17 protein-coding genes are annotated in these 17,166 nt (G+C 43.9%); 6 read left to right on the top strand and 11 right to left on the bottom strand.

What is annotated here, in order from left to right:
* Nucleotides 1–30: 30 nt before the first annotated feature.
* From QVA83_RS04755 to QVA83_RS04735, 5 genes are all read right to left on the bottom strand, one after another.
* Nucleotides 31–1,443, bottom strand: a complete 1,413-nt coding sequence (locus QVA83_RS04755) for a collagen-binding domain-containing protein (RefSeq protein ID WP_287498179.1) — start codon at nt 1,441–1,443, stop codon at nt 31–33.
* Nucleotides 1,444–1,624: 181 nt separating this feature from the next.
* Nucleotides 1,625–2,035 carry an ExbD/TolR family protein gene (locus QVA83_RS04750; protein WP_014950746.1) on the bottom strand — a complete coding sequence of 137 codons (411 nt, stop codon included), beginning with the start codon at nt 2,033–2,035 and terminating at the stop codon, nt 1,625–1,627.
* A 142-nt stretch (nt 2,036–2,177) separates the two neighbouring features.
* Nucleotides 2,178–2,966 (bottom strand): CLCA_X family protein, encoded by a 789-nt coding sequence (locus QVA83_RS04745; RefSeq protein WP_014977431.1) that lies wholly within the window; start codon nt 2,964–2,966, stop codon nt 2,178–2,180.
* Nucleotides 2,967–2,991: 25 nt separating this feature from the next.
* Nucleotides 2,992–3,528 (bottom strand): flavodoxin FldB, encoded by a 537-nt coding sequence (gene fldB, locus QVA83_RS04740; protein WP_287498178.1) that lies wholly within the window; start codon nt 3,526–3,528, stop codon nt 2,992–2,994.
* 17 nt (nt 3,529–3,545) lie between these two features.
* Nucleotides 3,546–5,411, bottom strand: a complete 1,866-nt coding sequence (locus tag QVA83_RS04735; protein WP_283645044.1) for a metallophosphoesterase family protein — start codon at nt 5,409–5,411, stop codon at nt 3,546–3,548.
* A 271-nt stretch (nt 5,412–5,682) separates the two neighbouring features.
* Between QVA83_RS04735 and QVA83_RS04730 the strand changes: the two genes are divergently transcribed.
* On the top strand, nt 5,683–6,804 hold the full coding sequence (locus tag QVA83_RS04730) for a hypothetical protein (protein WP_069944973.1): 1,122 nt from the start codon (nt 5,683–5,685) through the stop codon (nt 6,802–6,804).
* 89 nt (nt 6,805–6,893) lie between these two features.
* Here the strand turns inward: QVA83_RS04730 and msrA are convergent, their stop codons facing one another.
* Nucleotides 6,894–7,439, bottom strand: coding sequence for a peptide-methionine (S)-S-oxide reductase MsrA (msrA, locus tag QVA83_RS04725; protein WP_014950741.1), 546 nt, complete (start codon nt 7,437–7,439; stop codon nt 6,894–6,896).
* A gap of 224 nt (nt 7,440–7,663) precedes the next feature.
* Here msrA and QVA83_RS04720 point away from each other — a divergent pair, with 224 nt between their 5' ends.
* The 3 genes from QVA83_RS04720 (at nt 7,664) to QVA83_RS04710 (ending at nt 10,507) form a co-directional block, all read left to right on the top strand.
* The gene (locus QVA83_RS04720) at nt 7,664–8,059 is read left to right on the top strand and encodes a thiol-disulfide oxidoreductase DCC family protein (protein WP_287498177.1); all 396 of its coding nucleotides are present in this window, start codon (nt 7,664–7,666) and stop codon (nt 8,057–8,059) included.
* The gene (locus QVA83_RS04715) at nt 8,049–8,774 is read left to right on the top strand and encodes an SDR family NAD(P)-dependent oxidoreductase (RefSeq protein WP_287498176.1); all 726 of its coding nucleotides are present in this window, start codon (nt 8,049–8,051) and stop codon (nt 8,772–8,774) included. Before QVA83_RS04720 ends, QVA83_RS04715 begins: the two co-directional genes overlap by 11 nt.
* Nucleotides 8,775–9,085: 311 nt before the next feature.
* The gene (locus tag QVA83_RS04710) at nt 9,086–10,507 is read left to right on the top strand and encodes a sodium-dependent transporter (RefSeq protein ID WP_287498175.1); all 1,422 of its coding nucleotides are present in this window, start codon (nt 9,086–9,088) and stop codon (nt 10,505–10,507) included.
* Between the two features lie 114 nt (nt 10,508–10,621).
* On the opposite strand, the gene QVA83_RS04705 is transcribed toward QVA83_RS04710, so the two are convergent.
* Nucleotides 10,622–11,434 carry an NAD-dependent epimerase/dehydratase family protein gene (locus QVA83_RS04705; RefSeq protein WP_287498174.1) on the bottom strand — a complete coding sequence of 271 codons (813 nt, stop codon included), beginning with the start codon at nt 11,432–11,434 and terminating at the stop codon, nt 10,622–10,624.
* A 166-nt stretch (nt 11,435–11,600) separates the two neighbouring features.
* Nucleotides 11,601–12,431: a DUF2884 family protein gene (locus tag QVA83_RS04700; protein ID WP_287498173.1), complete on the bottom strand. Its 831-nt coding sequence runs from the start codon at nt 12,429–12,431 to the stop codon at nt 11,601–11,603.
* A 346-nt stretch (nt 12,432–12,777) separates the two neighbouring features.
* Between QVA83_RS04700 and QVA83_RS04695 the strand changes: the two genes are divergently transcribed.
* Nucleotides 12,778–12,969, top strand: a complete 192-nt coding sequence (locus QVA83_RS04695) for a hypothetical protein (protein ID WP_014950735.1) — start codon at nt 12,778–12,780, stop codon at nt 12,967–12,969.
* A gap of 75 nt (nt 12,970–13,044) precedes the next feature.
* Here the strand turns inward: QVA83_RS04695 and QVA83_RS04690 are convergent, their stop codons facing one another.
* From QVA83_RS04690 to yihG (QVA83_RS04680), 3 genes are read right to left on the bottom strand one after another with little or no spacing between them, the layout of a single operon-like run.
* The gene (locus tag QVA83_RS04690) at nt 13,045–14,382 is read right to left on the bottom strand and encodes a mechanosensitive ion channel family protein (RefSeq protein ID WP_039231214.1); all 1,338 of its coding nucleotides are present in this window, start codon (nt 14,380–14,382) and stop codon (nt 13,045–13,047) included.
* Between the two features lie 3 nt (nt 14,383–14,385).
* Entirely contained in the window at nt 14,386–15,279 is an 894-nt protein-coding gene (yihG, locus tag QVA83_RS04685) for a 1-acylglycerol-3-phosphate O-acyltransferase, YihG family (RefSeq protein WP_287498172.1), read from the bottom strand.
* Entirely contained in the window at nt 15,276–16,190 is a 915-nt protein-coding gene (yihG, locus tag QVA83_RS04680; RefSeq protein WP_039231212.1) for a 1-acylglycerol-3-phosphate O-acyltransferase, YihG family, read from the bottom strand. Before yihG (QVA83_RS04680) ends, yihG (QVA83_RS04685) begins: the two co-directional genes overlap by 4 nt.
* A 113-nt stretch (nt 16,191–16,303) precedes the next feature.
* On the opposite strand from yihG (QVA83_RS04680), the gene fghA reads away from it, so the two are divergent.
* Nucleotides 16,304–17,146, top strand: a complete 843-nt coding sequence (gene fghA / locus QVA83_RS04675; RefSeq protein ID WP_287498171.1) for an S-formylglutathione hydrolase — start codon at nt 16,304–16,306, stop codon at nt 17,144–17,146.
* Nucleotides 17,147–17,166: the final 20 nt, after the last annotated feature.

The following is a 17,166-nucleotide window of genomic DNA, read 5'->3' as shown; positions in this document are numbered from 1 at the left end:
TGCCTGAAGATTCACTCTCTTTTTAAAGCGTTAATTCGCTTTTCTACGTCTAGCTAGCATGAAACATCCAGCGCCAAATAAGAGGGCGATTGATGCAGGTTCACTTACGTTGATAGCGCCGAACTGATAGTTATTTACTTGGCCTGTCGGCGCATTGTAGGTTTCGCCGTCGTCATTAATCAGTTGCACCAACGGAGTGACCAAACTATTAGCAATGACATTACCGTCTACATGACCATTGTAGAAACTTAGCTCTGCATATGGCGCCAGTACACTACCTTTAACACCCACACTATGTAGTGTAAGAAAATCAGCATCAACAAAGTTAAACAAGATGTTGTTGGTATAAAGGCCATCATGACGCTGACCTACATTGTTGTCATTGTCTCTGTACTGGCCATTTTCTCTGAAATATTCATTTTCCTGCGTAAAGGCCGTATTAAAGAAGCCAGTGTTAAATAACTCAACTGATTCACCGTACACATTGATGATGTTGTAGCTGGTGGTTGAGAAATCGTAAACAATGCCTTTATCAGCAGCGCTGAACCAACTAGCGTCAATATTGTAGATATTGATATCATCAGAGCCAGAGAAGGTAATGGTATTTAATACATCCTTGCTAGCGTCGGTACAAGCAACCGCTTGATCCGAATCGTTAGCGTCAGTGCACGACAATGTTGTTGTGCCATTCACCGACATTGACGCAAACTCCTGAGACTGCGCTGTTACTTCGGCAGCAATAGCATTAAAGTCAATATTGTTAACGTCAGCCTTACTCACGCTACCCTGTTCTACAGATGTTGCTGTCGAACCATTGATAGCGGTGTAATTGTTAACGTCGTTAAGCGTTACGGTACCGTTAACTTCGCTGCTATCAAGTTCAACGCTAGACTCAGCAAATACGTTTCCGTTTTCAACTTGGGAGCCATATAAAGTAGGGTTACTCACACTGTCGTAAACACTATTAGGCCCACCAAGTTTCACAGTATTGGCGTGCACATCACCTGATACAACATTTGAGTTACCTAGTTTGACATCACCTTTCGATGAGATACCGCCAGACTTCACCGTAGAATTAATGAGATTTACAGTCTGCTGAGCGTTAACCGCTTTATCGAATGTGAGTTCAGAGCCAAACACCATACCTGACACGGTAGTTGAACCACCGTGAACATCACCGCGCGTGAAATGAAGGTTACCGCCTACGGCAAGAGCAGACTCAGACATATCTGGCGATAGCAGTAAGCCGACATTGAAATCGGATACGTTCATTTCGCCACCGACAGCTAGTCTTCCTTCAACATCGGAAGATTGGCCGGTAAAGCTATCGAAGATGAATGCGTTGTATTCAAACGCTTCACTTAATTCAATTTTGGCGGCAGACACTTGTGGTGCTGACATAACCGCTGCAAGTACAGCAGTATAGAGTATTTTTTTGTGCATAATGGCTCCAGTGACATCAGAGTCTGGAACCGAGTTTCAACATGGATTTTCCAGACACACCGAATGGTACGATCTGAACAAAATTCATGCGATAGCACAAGAGATACTTTGGTATAAGGTCTTATACGAAAAAAGCCACCCGAAGGTGGCTTTCTTAAATTTGCGTGGTCAGAAAGGCGTTTTAGCTGCTCTTTTTAACCAAAACAGATACTTTATCAATACCTGCAATTTTAACTTGGTTCATAACTTCTACCACAGTACCGTGCTCACTGTCTTCGTGAGCCTGGATAGCAGCTGAATCCGTGTTGTTTTCCGCTAGGTATGTTTGCGTGTTTGCAACCACACGACGAATATCAACTTCGCGGCCGCCCATCATAATTGTGCCATCAGCATCAATACGGATAGAAAGCGCTTTTGAAGGCTTATCGTTTTTCGCTTGATTATCTTCAGGACGGTTTACGTCCAAACCTTTCTCTTTCACGAACGAGGTCGTTACGATGAAGAAAATCAACATGATGAACACGATGTCCAACATGGGGGTCATATCAATCTGAGCCTCGTCTTCAGCCGAGGTATGCTTCTTTCTTTTCATCTCGTCTTCTTTCTTCTGTTACGTTCGAGCGCTTTAGTATACTGCTTGTTACAAAAATATACAGGGTTTTGTACAAAAACAGTGTGCTCATTAACACTTGTTGTTGAAAAAATACTCAGTTTCACAGTAATAAAACAACAAACTAGGTTTGTTTATGTGAAATAGCGACACCTAATTGGTAAAAATACAACATCAATGCCTGATTGAGTGATGTACGCAAGTTACCATGAGGATAAATGCCAAGTCTAGCTTCCGTTGATTTTTTTGTCCCCTGCACCAAAAATGCGTTTTTGATCTCGTGATCTTGAATACAGGCTTCAAATGCGCGGGCAGCCATCTCCTGAGGCATAGCATAATAATACATTTTTAACGCGCGATCAGCTTCTACGGATCGCACAAAGTACTCATTTGGTCTTTTTTGATCATTTAGGAACAATAGCGAGAAACAATCGCTCAATTTTTGATTCAACGGATGAGGATTCATCGGGGCATTGTCGAGCCAGGCCTGTGTGGCAAAGCTACCGACAGCAATACCGTCGAACATGCGCGGCGCAATATAATGATCGAAAGCGTGAAACCATTCGTGTGCTAGCGCTCCGGCTCCTGCATTTTTTGCTAGCGCAAGCTGTCTTTTCGCACTGTTGTAGTGGGCACTGCTGTGTTTTTGACCGCCACTGCCAAAAGCCAGTGACAGGGATCCGTTTAACGATAACACCTGTTCATTGATATTTAAGATCGCGACCAGATCGTAAAGCGCATCGAAAAAGAGGTTGGCAGCGATCTGTTGTTCTTCTGCTGTTACCCATCTACCCACAGTGATCGTAGCGAAATTAAACAGTTTGCGAATATCTTGAAATGAAACATCAGCGCCGTCCCTGTGGCTTGGGCCGTTGCGATAAAACTGCTGATGAATACGGCCTTTACTTTCCAACACTGACATCCGAAATTAATAGGCGTTAAGCCATCGAGCCCAATAACTGTTCGCACCATGCTTCGATGCGTGCGTCTGTTTTGTCGTATTGGTTTTCATCGTCAAGAGACAGGCCAACAAACTGAGTTTTGTCTTCGGTTAACGCTTTTGAGGCGGTAAACTCGTATCCTTCGTTTGGCCAATAACCAACGATCTTACATCCTGATGGCAATATTGCATCGTGAAGCATGCCTAGTGCATCTTGAAACCATTCACCGTAACCAAGTTGGTCGCCAAGTCCGAATAAGGCGATGGTTTTCCCTGATAAATCCAAACCGTGCACTTCTTCCCAATGAGACTCCCAATCTTCCTGGAGCTCGCCAAAGTCCCACGTTGAAATACCAAAAATGATAATGTCGTATTCGGCCGTGCGCGTTAGGTTAACGTCTTTAATGTTGTGAAGGTCAACAATATCTTCGTCAAAAAGGCTATTGAGTTGCGCTTGGATTTTTTCTGCTGCCATTTCTGTATAGCAGGTTGTTGAGCCGTAAAATAATCCGATGGACAGTGCGCTATCACTCATTAGATACCTCTTTTGAACTAATCGTCTTTAGAAGCTGGGAATTCTACCTCTTTACCGTTGCTCAACAAAGCTTTGCACTGAACATCGGTGTTTTTCTGTGAAATTTTTAATACACCAATGGCGCAACCGTTGAATAATTCGCCATAGCCCAAACTTGGTTCTCTCGCTTTTACTGACATATTTCGACGTCTTGTGAAAAGGTTTAGAGGCGATTTAGAGCGATAAAGCACGCGGTTTAATCTATCTAGCCATTTGATCAATCCATCCGGAAAGGCGTTTTTTAATCCACTGCAGGTGAACTGGGTGATGTGAGGGCTGTTGCGCCTAAAGCGCAGGCGTACATCGTATACAAAGGAATAGTGCACATCGCCAGATAGAATGATGAAATCGGGGGGCGTTTTGTAATGCCTGAATATGTTTAATATAACGTTCGCGGTGCCTTTGTGGGCCATCCAGTTCTCAGCATCAACAGTAAGCGCCTTGCCAAAAAACGTAAACACCTTTTGAATGGCTTCGATAACCTTTACACCATAAATGGGAGCGGCAGAGACAACGATGACAGATTCTTTGCCAATTATAGAATGCTGAAAATCACACAGTGCTTCCCAGTCCATTAGCCCCGAGGGCTTATTCATATTAGATTCACTGCGCCAACGCTGCGTGCGGGTGTCTAAAACCTCAATAGGTGGTGTGGTATCCAAACGGTAATGCCACTGATCAAAATCCAAAAGATCATCAATGATTTCATCGTGCGAGTTTAAACCGCTTTCTCCCATTGATTCTTGTACTTTAGCAATTAATGGCGCTACTTTTTTTGGTGCATTTCCCCATCCTTGGCAAAGCAAGTAGCCGATAAGCGCATTGCCAATCATGCGTTTTGATAGAGGGTTTCCATAGACTTCTTGTTCCCAGCCCCGGGTTAAGTTCCAGTCGTCGGTAACATCGTGATCGTCAAAAATCATATAGGTAGGAATGTGTGCCAGGGCCCTACGTACCTGCGGTAGCTGTTTTACAAAGCCGTTAAGCGCCTCGTGTTCTTTGTCGAAAATAGCGTGGTATTTTGGGGGGATCCCATCTTTATCTATATTGATATCAGCCCAAAGCGTGTCGGACCACACCAGTAAATACATAGCGATGATCTCCGCACTGCCAATCAAATGGTTTTGCGCGTTTACTGATGTGAATACCGGTTTTTTCTTAGCACCAAAGAATATTGAAGACAGTACCGTATTGGTCGCAATTTGTGGCAGAAGCTGCTCTCGTTCGTAATACCCATGTTCATGTGTGGCAAGTTCATTAGTGTTGGTTACTACTGCCCCTTCCAGTGCTTCATGATAAAGACCTAAACGGTCAATCACGCTGTGTATGGCTTTAAGCATAGGACCTGCGACATCATCAGCGTAAATTTGATCGCCCGTCATCAACAGGAGATCGGGAAAATCATTTTGCTTTTTGAACGCATTTTTATGGAGTACATCTACTTGTGCTAGGGCATCATCACTGTGAAAGTGAGGCTTACGGCATGAGCCGTGCAATATGGTCTCGGGAGTCTCGGTGTAGTGGAAACATAAGGAAGACTGCCCATCGTAAAGAAGCCCGCGTTGTTCATTTTCCCATGAAGCCTGCTGAGCATCGTCGCTAAAAGATAGCGAGTAACCTATCCGCGCAGTATCTTCGAAGGGCTCTGACGAAGTGAAAGAGAGCAAGTGTATAAATGCGTACTTACCTACGCGTATGGTTTCGCGTTGACAATTGCCGCTGACGACGACTTCATTTGCAGATAGATTTAGCGCAGGTGAATCGGCGTTACTGGTTACTACCCAAATATGACATTCTGTAGATGTCACCTTTCTTACTATTGGACCTGCAATAACTTGGGGCAAGTGCTGCGTAGAAATGACGCTCTCCTTTAATTTTCGTCAATATTAATACACGTAAGCGTGTTAACTAAATATGCTGCACATTAATCGAAAACATGATGACAGCACGACTATTTAACGTTGCCAAATCATATATGTACTCAGCAAACCTGATGTCTATCGCATAACCTTACTCTTTTTTGTGAATAAACGGTATGCTCGATATACTCCCTTACAATTTTTTCAGTTTTACCTTTTGCTCTCGTCTTAATAAACGGAGAGAGGACTTCACACTATGCTAAAATATTTAACCAGTGCTGTGCTAACCACTTTACTGATAAGCGCCTGTAGCGAGCCGAAAGACGTTGTTATTACTCCTGAACCTCAAGACTTAACAGAAGTCACTGTGGGTAAATGGATCCTTGATGAAAAAGGCAACGTTATGTTTGATCCTCAAACCTCAGGGTTAGTGGTGCTAGACGGTCAACTTGTCACTATCGCAGATGCTAGCGCCGATACCACTCAACAGTTGAAACTTCATAGCATTTCACCAGATACCGCAACGCTGAGCGCATCGAGCGAACGCTTCTCATTTTCCAACACCGTGCGCCGAAGCTGTTTTTATAGCTATTTGAGTGAGCAGCCTGATTTAGAAGCGCTAGCCGTAGACCCCAGAGATACTAACGTAATTTATACGGTTACCGAAGATGCTACCCGTACCGGCGCATTAAGCCCTCGCTGTGAATCCAAATACGAGGAAACAGGGTCAACAGATTACCCTACCTTGTTGGTAAAATTGACACGAAAAGATAATGGCTCGGTTGAAATGTCGGATGTGCGACCTCTTCAGTTTCCCAACGATTTTGAAGTAGGTAATTTTCCTAACGACGGCATTGAAGGGTTGACGATGGCTGAAGACGGCACGTTATATCTGGCGCTAGAGAAAGATAAAGCAGGACAGCCACGAATTTTTACATTGGCTGTTGATGAAGACTTTTTCTCGTCGAATGATTTTGCCACAGTGAGCGAGCCTAACCTTCAACTTCCTTCGTTTACTTCAGGTAATCACCCTATCAATGGACTGGCGTTATATACTCATTCAACGGGCGCATCCTATTTGTTTGGCGCAGCAAGAAACGACAATGAACTGTGGGTAATTGATGTGAGTGGCAGTAAGCCAACAAAACGTATCCCTATTACTTTCGACGTTGCCGGCGATCAGAGTTGCGAACAGTACACAATGGATAATTCGTCGATGGAAGGATTAGTGACCATTGAAAATACCTTGTGGATCATTAACGATCCTTGGGAGAAAAACTACCTTAAAAACGCGACGTGTGAAGCGCATAAGAAGCGTTATGAAGACTTAGCGCCTTTATTATTTCCACTAGAAATTAACAGCGTTTGGTTTGAATAATAAGAAAACGAATAGATTGAAAAACAAAAGGGTTGCTTTTAAGCAACCCTTTTTATTGTTGGCTAACGCTATTAATATCGCTGTTTTATCTATGCGTCGCTGCGAAGTCGAGAAGCGAAGGTTTTTTTGAACTTCGCAAGTTTAGGCGCCACCACCATAGAGCAATATTGGTTTTGTGGATTATTTTTGAAGTAATCTTGGTGGTAGTCTTCGGCGTCGTAGTAGTTATTTACTGCTACTATTTCAGTCACTACGGGATCGGGCCAAATCTCTTCTTCTGTGATTTCTGCGATAATTTTTTCTGCTTCAGCTTTTTGTGTATCGTCGTGATAGAAAACCGCGCTGCGATACTGTGTGCCTACATCATTGCCCTGTCTGTTAAGCTGTGTAGGGTTATGCAGCGCAAAGAAAATTTCTAGTATCTCTCGGTAGCTAATGCTGTCGGCATCAAACGTCACTTGTACCACTTCAGCATGGCCAGTATTTCCTTTGCATACCTCTTCATAGGTTGGATCGGCCTTTTCGCCTCCAGCATAGCCAGAAATTGCTTTTTCCACGCCTTCAACGCTATTAAACGCTGATTCGATACACCAAAAGCATCCGCCTGCCAACGTGGCGACTTGTAAATTTGCCATAGTAAAAACCTCTCTTAATCTTTGTCTGTAGTGTGGGTGCGGGTAGGTCACAACACAAGTCATCCAAGCGTGTTTTTTTATCGTATAAACGAATATTAAATAAGAATAATGTGCGAGCTGAGTGAAAGGTTTTAACATGTGAGGCTAGCTGCTTTCTTTCAAGCAGTTTGCAACTGGTAAGAATGCGTATAAACGTGTTCAAAATTTGGCAGAGGTATTCAGTCGTGATTATTTTCTATGACGGGTATTGTCCGTTGTGTATCGCTGAAATGCGTCATTTAAGAAAAAGAGACAAGCACAACAAATTAACATTGGTAGATATTCAGGCCCCCGATTTTTCGAACCGTTATCCAACCATGGATTGGCATGCACTCAATGCAAGAATTCACGGACTTCGTGAAGACGGGACGTTGATAACTGGCCTTGATGTCACTCATGAAGCATGGAAAGCCGTGGGCATGGGTTGGCTATATGCACCGCTTCGCTGGCCTGTTATTCGTCTTGTAGCCGATGCTTTCTACAATGTATTCGCAAAGCATAGATACACTATTTCATACCTGTTAACAGGTAAAAAACGCCAGTGCGATCGCTGCATACCAGGAGAAGCCAGTGAAAAATAACGTACTCATAGTGGGCGCGTCGGGCGGCATTGCGTCTGCGCTTATTGAGCAATATAGCAGTGAAGGTGCTAGGGTGTTTGCGGTTAGTCGCGCCCCTTTAGCTGACACTAATCATTCTGGGGATGTTACCTATCATCAGCTGGCCGAACAGGACGATAGGCACATTAGCGAATTTGTTGAGCAGCTGGCTGAACAGCAGGTTGTGTTAACTACGGTAATTATCACAACAGGCTTTCTACACCGCGAAAGCGATGGCATTCATCCTGAGAAACGTTTGGAAGATGTCAGCGAGCAGGCCTTAGCGGCTTATTTTTCGACTAACAGCATTATTCCCGCAATGTGGCTCAAGCATTTGGTGAATATTATGAGTAAAGAAGGCTCAACCCTTGTTTGCTTAAGCGCGAGAGTAGGGAGTATTTCAGATAATGGACTTGGCGGGTGGTACGGCTACCGCGCGTCGAAAGCGGCGCTCAACATGTTGGTTAAAACAGCGTCGGTAGAATACAAGCGCAGATTGAAAGACGTGATGCTTGTTTGTTATCACCCTGGGACGGTTGATACGGGGCTTTCTAAGCCTTTTCAAAAGAACGTCGCCGCCAAGAAACTGTTCACGCCTGAGTTTACCGCTAAACAGCTCATTCACCACCTTTCGGCGCTTAATCGAGACCAAGCTTGTCATTTTATCGACTGGAATGGCGAAGTGGTAACTTGGTGATACGGTCTAACATCATTTCAGCAAGTCCAACATCAAGACTTTTTATTTCACTGCTGTTACCATGCTATTTTTGGGAATGGTGCAGCGTATTGATAAGCCCATAGAGGTAGCAATACAACGCGTTGACGCCACACGTGAGTCATAACAACAAACGCCATCCTGATAATAAATAATACCAGTTCGCTCGGCTTGATTCTTACGAATAGTAAGTACCGACAACCAGCATAAATTGTGAGCACACGACGTGTTTGTGCATCACAAGGCGTGATACGGCGAACTGCTATAACAATAACTCAACAAGAGGAAGGGATATGAGCGGGGCCAGAGAACAGTTCGGATCGCGCATAGGTTTTATTTTGGCTGCTGCAGGTTCTGCGGTAGGCATAGGTAATTTGGTAGGGTTTCCTGTCGGTGCAGCTAAAAATGGCGGTGGTGCATTTCTTTTAATGTACGCTATTTTCGTTTTTGCCATTTGTTTACCGGTAATGCTGGCGGAAATGTCAGTTGGTCGCCATGCTAGAAAAGACCCGCTTGGTGCATACAGTGATATAAGCGGTAATGAAAAGAAATGGAAAGTCGCGGGGTGGCTAGCTATTGCTACGCCGTTCATGATTGCCGTTTTCTACATGGTTATTACTGTGTGGCTTTTCGGCTATTTGTTCGAAGCAGTAAGCGGAAATCTAGACAAGTTAGCTAACCCAGAAACCTTTGGGCTGTTTATTAACTCAGAAGCCATATTTTTATATATGGCGGCCGTTGTTGGTGTGGTCTACCTCATCCTTCAAGGCGGTGTAAAAGAAGGGATAGAAAAAGCGGCAAAGCTGCTCATGCCTGCGCTTTTCGTGATGCTAATCGGTCTCGTTATCTTTGTATTAACCCGCGAAAATGCGATGGCTGGCGTTGAGTTCTACATTGTTCCTGAGTTTTCAAAAATCACTGCTGAAGTGGTGAATGGTGCGCTATCGCAGGCCTTTTTCTCTCTATCGTTGGGTATGGGTATTCTTATAACCTATGGTAGCTACATTGATAAGCGTGCAGATGTACCGAGCGCTGCCAAGCTGGTGGCGTTAACGGATACGGCCGTGGCGTTCACAGCGGGTTTGATGATCCTTCCTGCCATCTTCTCTTTTAACCCAGACATTAACCCTGATGATTTAAGTGAATCGTCAGTGGGTATGATTTTTACTTATCTGCCTAGTATCTTTCTAGCGTTACAAGACTCGATTGGATATATGGGCGCATCGATTGTCGCTAGCTTGTTCTTCTTATTAGTGTTCTTTGCGGCAATTACGTCGCTAGTGTCTATTTTTGAAGTACCTGTTGCGGCGCTTATGGATGAAAAAGGTGTAAGCCGTAAATGGGCGCTTGGGTCGCTAGGAAGCATTATGATTTTGCTAGCCATCCTAAGTGCGTTGTCATTCGGTAAAGTTGATATGCTTACGTCGTTTATGCACTACGCTGGCACAGATAAATCACTGTTTGATGTCATTTACGATGTGTTCTACGACACAATTTTGCCTTTAAACGGCTTGCTAATTTGTTTGTTTGTTATTTATCGTTGGAAGAGTGCAAACTTCAATGCTTCTTTGGAAGAGGGCAGCAGTGGTTACAAAGGCAGCTGGTTTGAAAAGTACGTGGATATTTCGCTTAAAACCTTTATTCCGCTTATTTTACTCGTGATTTTTGTAAACACGGTAGCGGTAAAATACTTCGGGTTGAGCCTATTCGGATAGTCAGGTGTTACAAGAAATGACGTGAGCTAGCAGTGAGCTCAACTTAAAAACGGCAAGCCTAAAGCTTGCCGTTTTTGTTTGTGTCAGAGTATGTGTTTTCACTAAGTGTAAAGCCTAAAACATGCGATAGGGGTCGCTATACTCTGGTGTAATATTTAGCCTTGCCCAGCTTTGTGCGGCGTCAATCACTTTGCCAGCAGGTTCTGCTTCAGTATCAGAAAAGCGAGGAGCATCAATATCCATCGCCTTCGCTGCATCCACGTAATAAATACCGCGCTTAGGATGAGACAAGCTGCAAAGGTGAATAACATCGTTAAGCGGCTTGCCACGAATGATGGTCGTCAGCGCAGATACAATGTCGTACACATGAACAAGGTTTATCCGCTTATTTCCTGCATCTAACTGTTTTCCACTTAGTGAGCGAGCGGGGTGACGGTCTGGGCCTACTAAACCGGCTAGGCGAACAATACTGATATCAACCTGACCTCGCTTAGACAATAAATAGTCTTCAATAGTCACGTGGGCTTTGGCCGAGGCTGTTTGCGGCTGTGTAGTGCTGACTTCGGACACTACCTCATTTGTTGCATCGCCGTAAACCGACGTGGTGCTGATAAACACGATATGCGCCACCTTTACGCTGATGGCTGCGTCTATCAACTGCAGCATATTGTTGGTGTATGACGAGAGATCTGTGTTTCTCCTGCCAGGGGGAATATTTAGCAACAAGGTAGCGTTTGGCAAATGGTTACAAAGCGCTGATGTATCTTCGCCCAGGGCATATTCAATTGCGGTGATACCTTGGTCTTGTAACGCGAGACGTTTCTGTTGGCTTCGAGTGGTGCCAATAATATTGACCTTACCTGAAAGTGCTTTGCCCACATAGCTGGCTAACCAGCCGTAGCCACTAATTACTGCATTTTGAGTCATCGATTAAATACCCCTTTGTTTAGGGCTTAAGAGTACATTAATTGAAGGGCGGTTGTCGTTAACTGTAAAAATGAAAAACCGACTGGGTTACAGTCGGTTTTCAAAGGTGAGTGGTTAGAGTTGCAAGTCGTTTCGCTTTGCGCGTTTAGTTCGCTAAATGTTCCAACTACATTTTCATTTCGTCGTTGTGGTCATGGTGGTTGCCTTGATCAATATCTAGCAGGTTCAAGTCATCTAGCCCAGATATGGATGCCTGCATTTTGCCTTCGGCATAATCTGCTTTCTTCAGTACCTTACACAATGCATCGCCTTTTTCTTCCAGCGCAGCCGCTTGGCTTTCTAAGCGATATTCTAAATCTTCACCCCAGCGCTCCATCTTTTGCTCAAACTCAGACATATCACCGCCTTCCCACAACATTTGTGTTCCTACCGCAATAAGTATTCTACCCATAGACTCACTGATTAAAGACTCAATTTGCGCTTCGAATTCTTGCTCCCAGCTTTCGTCAAACCAACCTGGCTCATCGAATTTAGTAGAATCAACGCGAATATTCCCTGCGTCATCATAGAATGAAGTGTTTAGTTTGGTTTCAAGTGAGTCGAACAGTTCACGAAAATCGTCACCCATTTGCTCGCCGCCTAACAGTTCAGTAAATACTTCAGTTACTGCCACGTTGGCAATTTGCAGCCCTTCACTGGCGATATTCAAGGTCATAGGGATGGCGATATCAATGTTGTTGTAATATTCACTTACCCAGCGCTGTTGTTCGCTGTCAAGCGATACTGGTTCGCCGTTAATGGTCATATTGTGATGGGAGTCAATCGTCATCACTGAGCCATTGTCCATCTGTACCGTTAGGTCACCTTGGTAATATTGAATATGACCATCAAGCTCCATGTCACAACTGTTGTTTTGAAAGCTGCTGTCATGCGCAAATGCGTGGCCGCTCATCAAAGCACTGGTAAGGGCAACTGAAAGTAATAGTTTCTTAGACATTGTTCATTCCTTAATTTACGTGTGACGCGTTAACGAAAGTGCTCGAAGCAAACTGCAATGCGTTGTAGTGTCACTGTCAGATAGACGCTAACGATACTCGCTGTTATACCTAAGGTAGAGCAATGGCCTTGCCAATATTTAAAGTCTATATCTTTCAAATGGTTAGTGATATTTGATGATTTCTTTATGCTCTGCTAAATACACTATTTAGTGAGATTACCAACTAATTAGTAGTTTTGACTAAGATCAATTAATACCAATAGCGGTACATTTAAGCCAATCCAAGCATGGTTAAATCTTATTTATTGGTGCATAATACCGCCAATATTTTTAAGGGGTTATCACAATGGCTGATTGGATTAATGCAATTATGTTTGGTGTTGCGCTAATTGCCTTTACGCTAGGGCTAAGCAGCATCGTTATGGGCTTTATGACTGCTAAAGCAGGTGCTGAAGGTATGCAGGAAAAAATCGAGTACGGTTTTTTTGGCGTTACTGGTTTAGTACTTTGCTTACTGATGGCCTACGCATTGGCTTAAGCGATAAGCATTAAAAAAACCGGCTATCTCAGCCGGTTTTTTTTCGTCTTGAACAAGTCTTTATTCATCACTGCCTTATCGATTAGGTTCGCTCTTCTCCAGAGCATCCTCGGGCGCATTGTCGCTTTCGGGACTGTTTCTATAAGCGCTTTGTTCGCGATGGGCAAGCAGCGACAAATGTCCATCACGTTGATAAGCGCGTAAATCGAACAAATCCAGCATAGCCATAACGTGGTCGAAAATATCCGCCTGTACTTTTTCGTACCTCACCCATTCCTTTTGTGCACTGAAGCAGTAAATTTCTAAAGGTAAACCAAGCTCATTAGGCGGTAGCTGCCTAACCATTAGGGTCAGTTCTTGGTTTATATCCGGGTGCTTGCGCAAGTATGCCTCTAAATAAGCTCTAAAAGTGCCGATGTTGGTAAGGCGACGGCTGTTTAGCAGATCCGACTCATCAATGGAGTAATCTCGGTGATAAGCGCGGAGCTCATTTTTCTTCTTATCGATATATTCGTTGATATAGCGAATTTTCGAAAAGCGCTCTAGCATATCGTTGTCACAAAGCTTAATAGAGTGCACATCAATATAAATGGCGCGCTTAATTCTGCGTCCGCCAGACTCTTGCATACCGCGCCAGTTCTTAACTGCTTCTGTAGTAAGGCTGTAAGTCGGCAGCGTAGAAATGGTTTTATCCCAGTTCTGTACTTTGACGTTGGTAAGGCCTATCTCGAGTATTTCACCATCTACTTCATACTTAGGCATGGCAATCCAGTCGCCCGTATTAAACATGCGGTTAGCGGCTATTTGAATGCCGGCAACAAAGCCCAGAATGGTGTCTCTGAATATCAATAGTAAAACAGCGGCAATGGCGGTTAAGCCAGACACAATAAGTAGCGGGCTTCTGTCTACAATTAAAGAGATACTTAATAGTATGGTGACAATAGCAAATGCCAATTTGGTAACTTGAATAAAGCCAGTGATGGGTGCGCGTTTAGCAAGCGCTGAGGCGTTATAAACGTCTTCCACTGTGCTCAACATGGCATATAAGGCAAGAAGGCCGCTATATAGCATGTATAGCTGAGCGCTCTTTATCACCATACCGTGCATCACGGCTTCATCGCTAATAAGTACCGGTGTGGTTAAGTAAATAAACAGGGCAGGAAACAGGTGCATTAAGCGACGGAAAAATCCGTGCTGCTGCAAGGCGTTGTCCCAGAGGTTATTGGATTTGTATACCCAACTGGCTATCTGGGGGCGCACCAATAGCCTTGCGATAATATAGATTACCGCCGACACCACTAAAATACTACTTAGTGCGATGACGTTATACAGCGGATCTTCAGTAGTAAGATTCGGGAAAATATCATTAACTATGTGAATAAAGTTATCGCGTACTGAAGCACTGACTTCCATTAATTACGACTCCAACATTTTCTTTATACGGTTGTCTTTATTTTCCCATAGACCGTTCAACCAGTTTTGGAAATAAAGACGAAACTCAGACTCAGTGCGTTCTGAATGCTGTTGTAATTCAGGTACCGGCGTAACGTTCACATCGATCACGATTTTTGTCATCTGACCGCTAAGCATTGCCATCATAGGATGACGCTTATTTTCCGGGTAAAGCAGCGAGATATCTAACACGTTGGTAAATAATTCGCCCATAGCTGAGAGCGTAAAGGAAACGCCGCCGGCTTTGGGGGGCAGGAGGTTTTCATAGGGACTTTGCTTTGACAGATGCTTCAATGAAGTAAATCGAGTTCCCTCTACAAAGTTAATGACCGTTGTGGGCACCGTTCTAAACTTCTCACAATACGCTTTGGTGGTTTCGAGATCTTTTCCTTTTTTCTCTGGGTGCTTTTCTAAATAAGCACGGGTGTATCTGTGCATGAACGGCATATCAAGCGCCCAGGCACCGAGTCCGACAAATGGCAGCCAAATAAGCTCTTTCTTAAGGAAAAATTTGGGTGCAGGAATGCGGTTCGTTGCGAATTCAATGAGCAGAATAATGTCGAGGTAGCTTAAATGATTGGCAATAATCAGATACCAACGGTCTTTTGACAGTTCGCCGTGTACCGAACACTCAATATCGACGCGGTTGAACAAGCGTATCATGAGAATGCTGACCCGTCCGAAGCTAAACATTAGCCCGTGCATCACTTTATTCCATGCTGTTCTTATCTTTCCGTTAGGCATAATAAGTTTTACCAAACCCAGTAAGATAATTAAGCCTCCCCACAACGCAAGATTGAGGATTTGTAGTGAAGTATGTAATACGAAAATAAAAGGAGCGAGTACTGCGCGAATCATAATGGTTTCTGTGTTGCGTTTAGTGAATCTAAAAGTTGATCTTTGGCATGCCAGCGTTCATTCAACCACGTCTGAAAACGGGCTCGAACTTGCGGATCATCAAAATAATTGTCGCTGAAAATGCCGTTTTCCATAATGTCTTTGATGGGCATTACGTTGATATTCACTCGAATATCACGAACCTTACCACTAACGAAGTCCCAGAAAGACGGTACGCCGTTCGGATAATCAATTGTGACATCAATAAGCTTATGCAAATGATCGCCCATCGCAGACAAAACGAATGCTATGCCGCCTGCTTTAGGCTTAAGTAAATGAGTGAAAGGCGAGGCCTGCTTGTCGTGCTTGGCTTGCGTAAAGCGGGTGCCTTCAACAAAATTCATAATACTTACAGGCTTATTCCTAAATTTCTCACACGCTTGGCGCGTGGTTTCCATATCCTTTCCTTTCAAATGCGGGTTTTTAGCCAAAAATGATTTGGAATACCGGCGCATAAATGGAAAATCGAGTGCCCACCAAGCCAGACCTAAAATAGGAACATAGATAAGCTCTTTTTTGAGGAAAAATTTCAAAAATGGGATTCTTCGGTTAAATACACGTTGAAGAACTAAGATATCGACCCAAGATTGATGGTTAGCAACAACGAGATACCAATCATCTCGAGTGAGTTTTTCTAGTCCGTTTATTTGCCATTTGGTGCGTCCGCTGATGCGCTGATTCAGGTTATTAACGCCGATCCACGCAGTCGCGCATGCGTCGAGTAAATAAGAAATGAATCGTCGCCACGGCGCAATAGGTATAAGTTTAAAAATAGCCAATATGAAAATAGGCGTTGACCACACTACCGTATTGACGAAATAGCAGATGACCGAAATAGTGCCAACAATATGATGCAACAGTGCTTTTACCATTGTACTTACCTCAAAAATTAGGCGCTTAGTGTAAACGAACTTGATCTAAAATCCGATAGAGCCTTTACTGATTCCACAATAAAGGTGCAAATTTACGTATTTAAGGAGCTGAAATGGAGCTTATTGGCGAAAATAGAGCATTCGGGGGACGGCATTTACGCTATACCCATAAAGCTGAAATAACACAATGCGATATGACCTTCGCAATTTTTCTTCCCCCTTTCGCCTCGAAAGAAAAGCCAGTGCCCGTGCTTTACTGGCTGTCAGGGCTGACATGTACCGACCAGAACTTTATGCAAAAAGCCGGTGCGATGAAGCTAGCGGCGGAATTAGGTATGGCTATTGTAGCGCCCGATACATCTCCCCGTGGCGAGAACGTTCCAGATGACGAAGAAGGATCTTATGACTTTGGCCTTGGGGCAGGCTTCTACGTTGACGCTACGCAGGCGCCGTGGGATAAGCATTACAAAATGTATAGCTATATTGTGAACGAGCTACCTGCGCTTATTGAAAGCGAGTTCCCTGTAACCAAAGAGCGCGCTATTAGCGGTCACTCAATGGGCGGACACGGTGCTTTAGTTATTGGCATGCGTAATCCTAATAAGTTTGTATCGGTATCGGCCTTTAGCCCTATCTCAAATCCTTCAGATTGTCCGTGGGGCGAGAAAGCCTTAAGTCGATATTTAGGCGATGACAAGGCAGCATGGCAGGATTACGACGCCTCGTTGCTATTAGCCAGCAAAACACACAGTGTACCTCTGCTAGTAGAGCAAGGGACAAAAGATGAGTTCTTGCACGAGCAGCTGAAACCTCAGTCACTTGTTCATGCTGCGCAACAGTCAGATACGCAACTTACGCTTAACATGCATGAAGGTTACGATCATAGTTACTTCTTTATTGCATCATTTATTGAAGAACATTTGGAGTTCCATGCAGGACACATGGGGCTAATTTAAGCGTAAAATACAAGCTGTAA

This window comes from Alteromonas sp. AO-Serp (assembly GCF_017849675.1).
Taxonomy (GTDB): Bacteria; Pseudomonadota; Gammaproteobacteria; order Enterobacterales; family Alteromonadaceae; genus Alteromonas; species Alteromonas macleodii.
Note: the sequence above shows the minus strand (reverse complement) of the source record. Positions and strands in the feature narration are given on the sequence as shown.

Excerpts from the sequence above, each read along its gene's own strand:
- fghA (WP_287498171.1), top strand. The coding sequence starts at position 16,304 with ATGGAGCTTATTGGCGAAAATAGAGCATTCGGGGGACGGCATTTACGC.
- QVA83_RS04705 (WP_287498174.1), bottom strand. The coding sequence starts at position 11,434 with ATGACTCAAAATGCAGTAATTAGTGGCTACGGCTGGTTAGCCAGCTAT.
- fldB (WP_287498178.1), bottom strand. The coding sequence starts at position 3,528 with ATGAGTGATAGCGCACTGTCCATCGGATTATTTTACGGCTCAACAACC.
- yihG (WP_287498172.1), bottom strand. The coding sequence starts at position 15,279 with ATGATTCGCGCAGTACTCGCTCCTTTTATTTTCGTATTACATACTTCA.
- msrA (WP_014950741.1), bottom strand. The coding sequence starts at position 7,439 with ATGGCAAATTTACAAGTCGCCACGTTGGCAGGCGGATGCTTTTGGTGT.
- QVA83_RS04730 (WP_069944973.1), top strand. The coding sequence starts at position 5,683 with ATGCTAAAATATTTAACCAGTGCTGTGCTAACCACTTTACTGATAAGC.
- yihG (WP_039231212.1), bottom strand. The coding sequence starts at position 16,190 with ATGGTAAAAGCACTGTTGCATCATATTGTTGGCACTATTTCGGTCATC.
- QVA83_RS04700 (WP_287498173.1), bottom strand. The coding sequence starts at position 12,431 with ATGTCTAAGAAACTATTACTTTCAGTTGCCCTTACCAGTGCTTTGATG.
- QVA83_RS04750 (WP_014950746.1), bottom strand. The coding sequence starts at position 2,035 with ATGAAAAGAAAGAAGCATACCTCGGCTGAAGACGAGGCTCAGATTGAT.
- QVA83_RS04690 (WP_039231214.1), bottom strand. The coding sequence starts at position 14,382 with ATGGAAGTCAGTGCTTCAGTACGCGATAACTTTATTCACATAGTTAAT.
- QVA83_RS04695 (WP_014950735.1), top strand. The coding sequence starts at position 12,778 with ATGGCTGATTGGATTAATGCAATTATGTTTGGTGTTGCGCTAATTGCC.
- QVA83_RS04755 (WP_287498179.1), bottom strand. The coding sequence starts at position 1,443 with ATGCACAAAAAAATACTCTATACTGCTGTACTTGCAGCGGTTATGTCA.
- QVA83_RS04710 (WP_287498175.1), top strand. The coding sequence starts at position 9,086 with ATGAGCGGGGCCAGAGAACAGTTCGGATCGCGCATAGGTTTTATTTTG.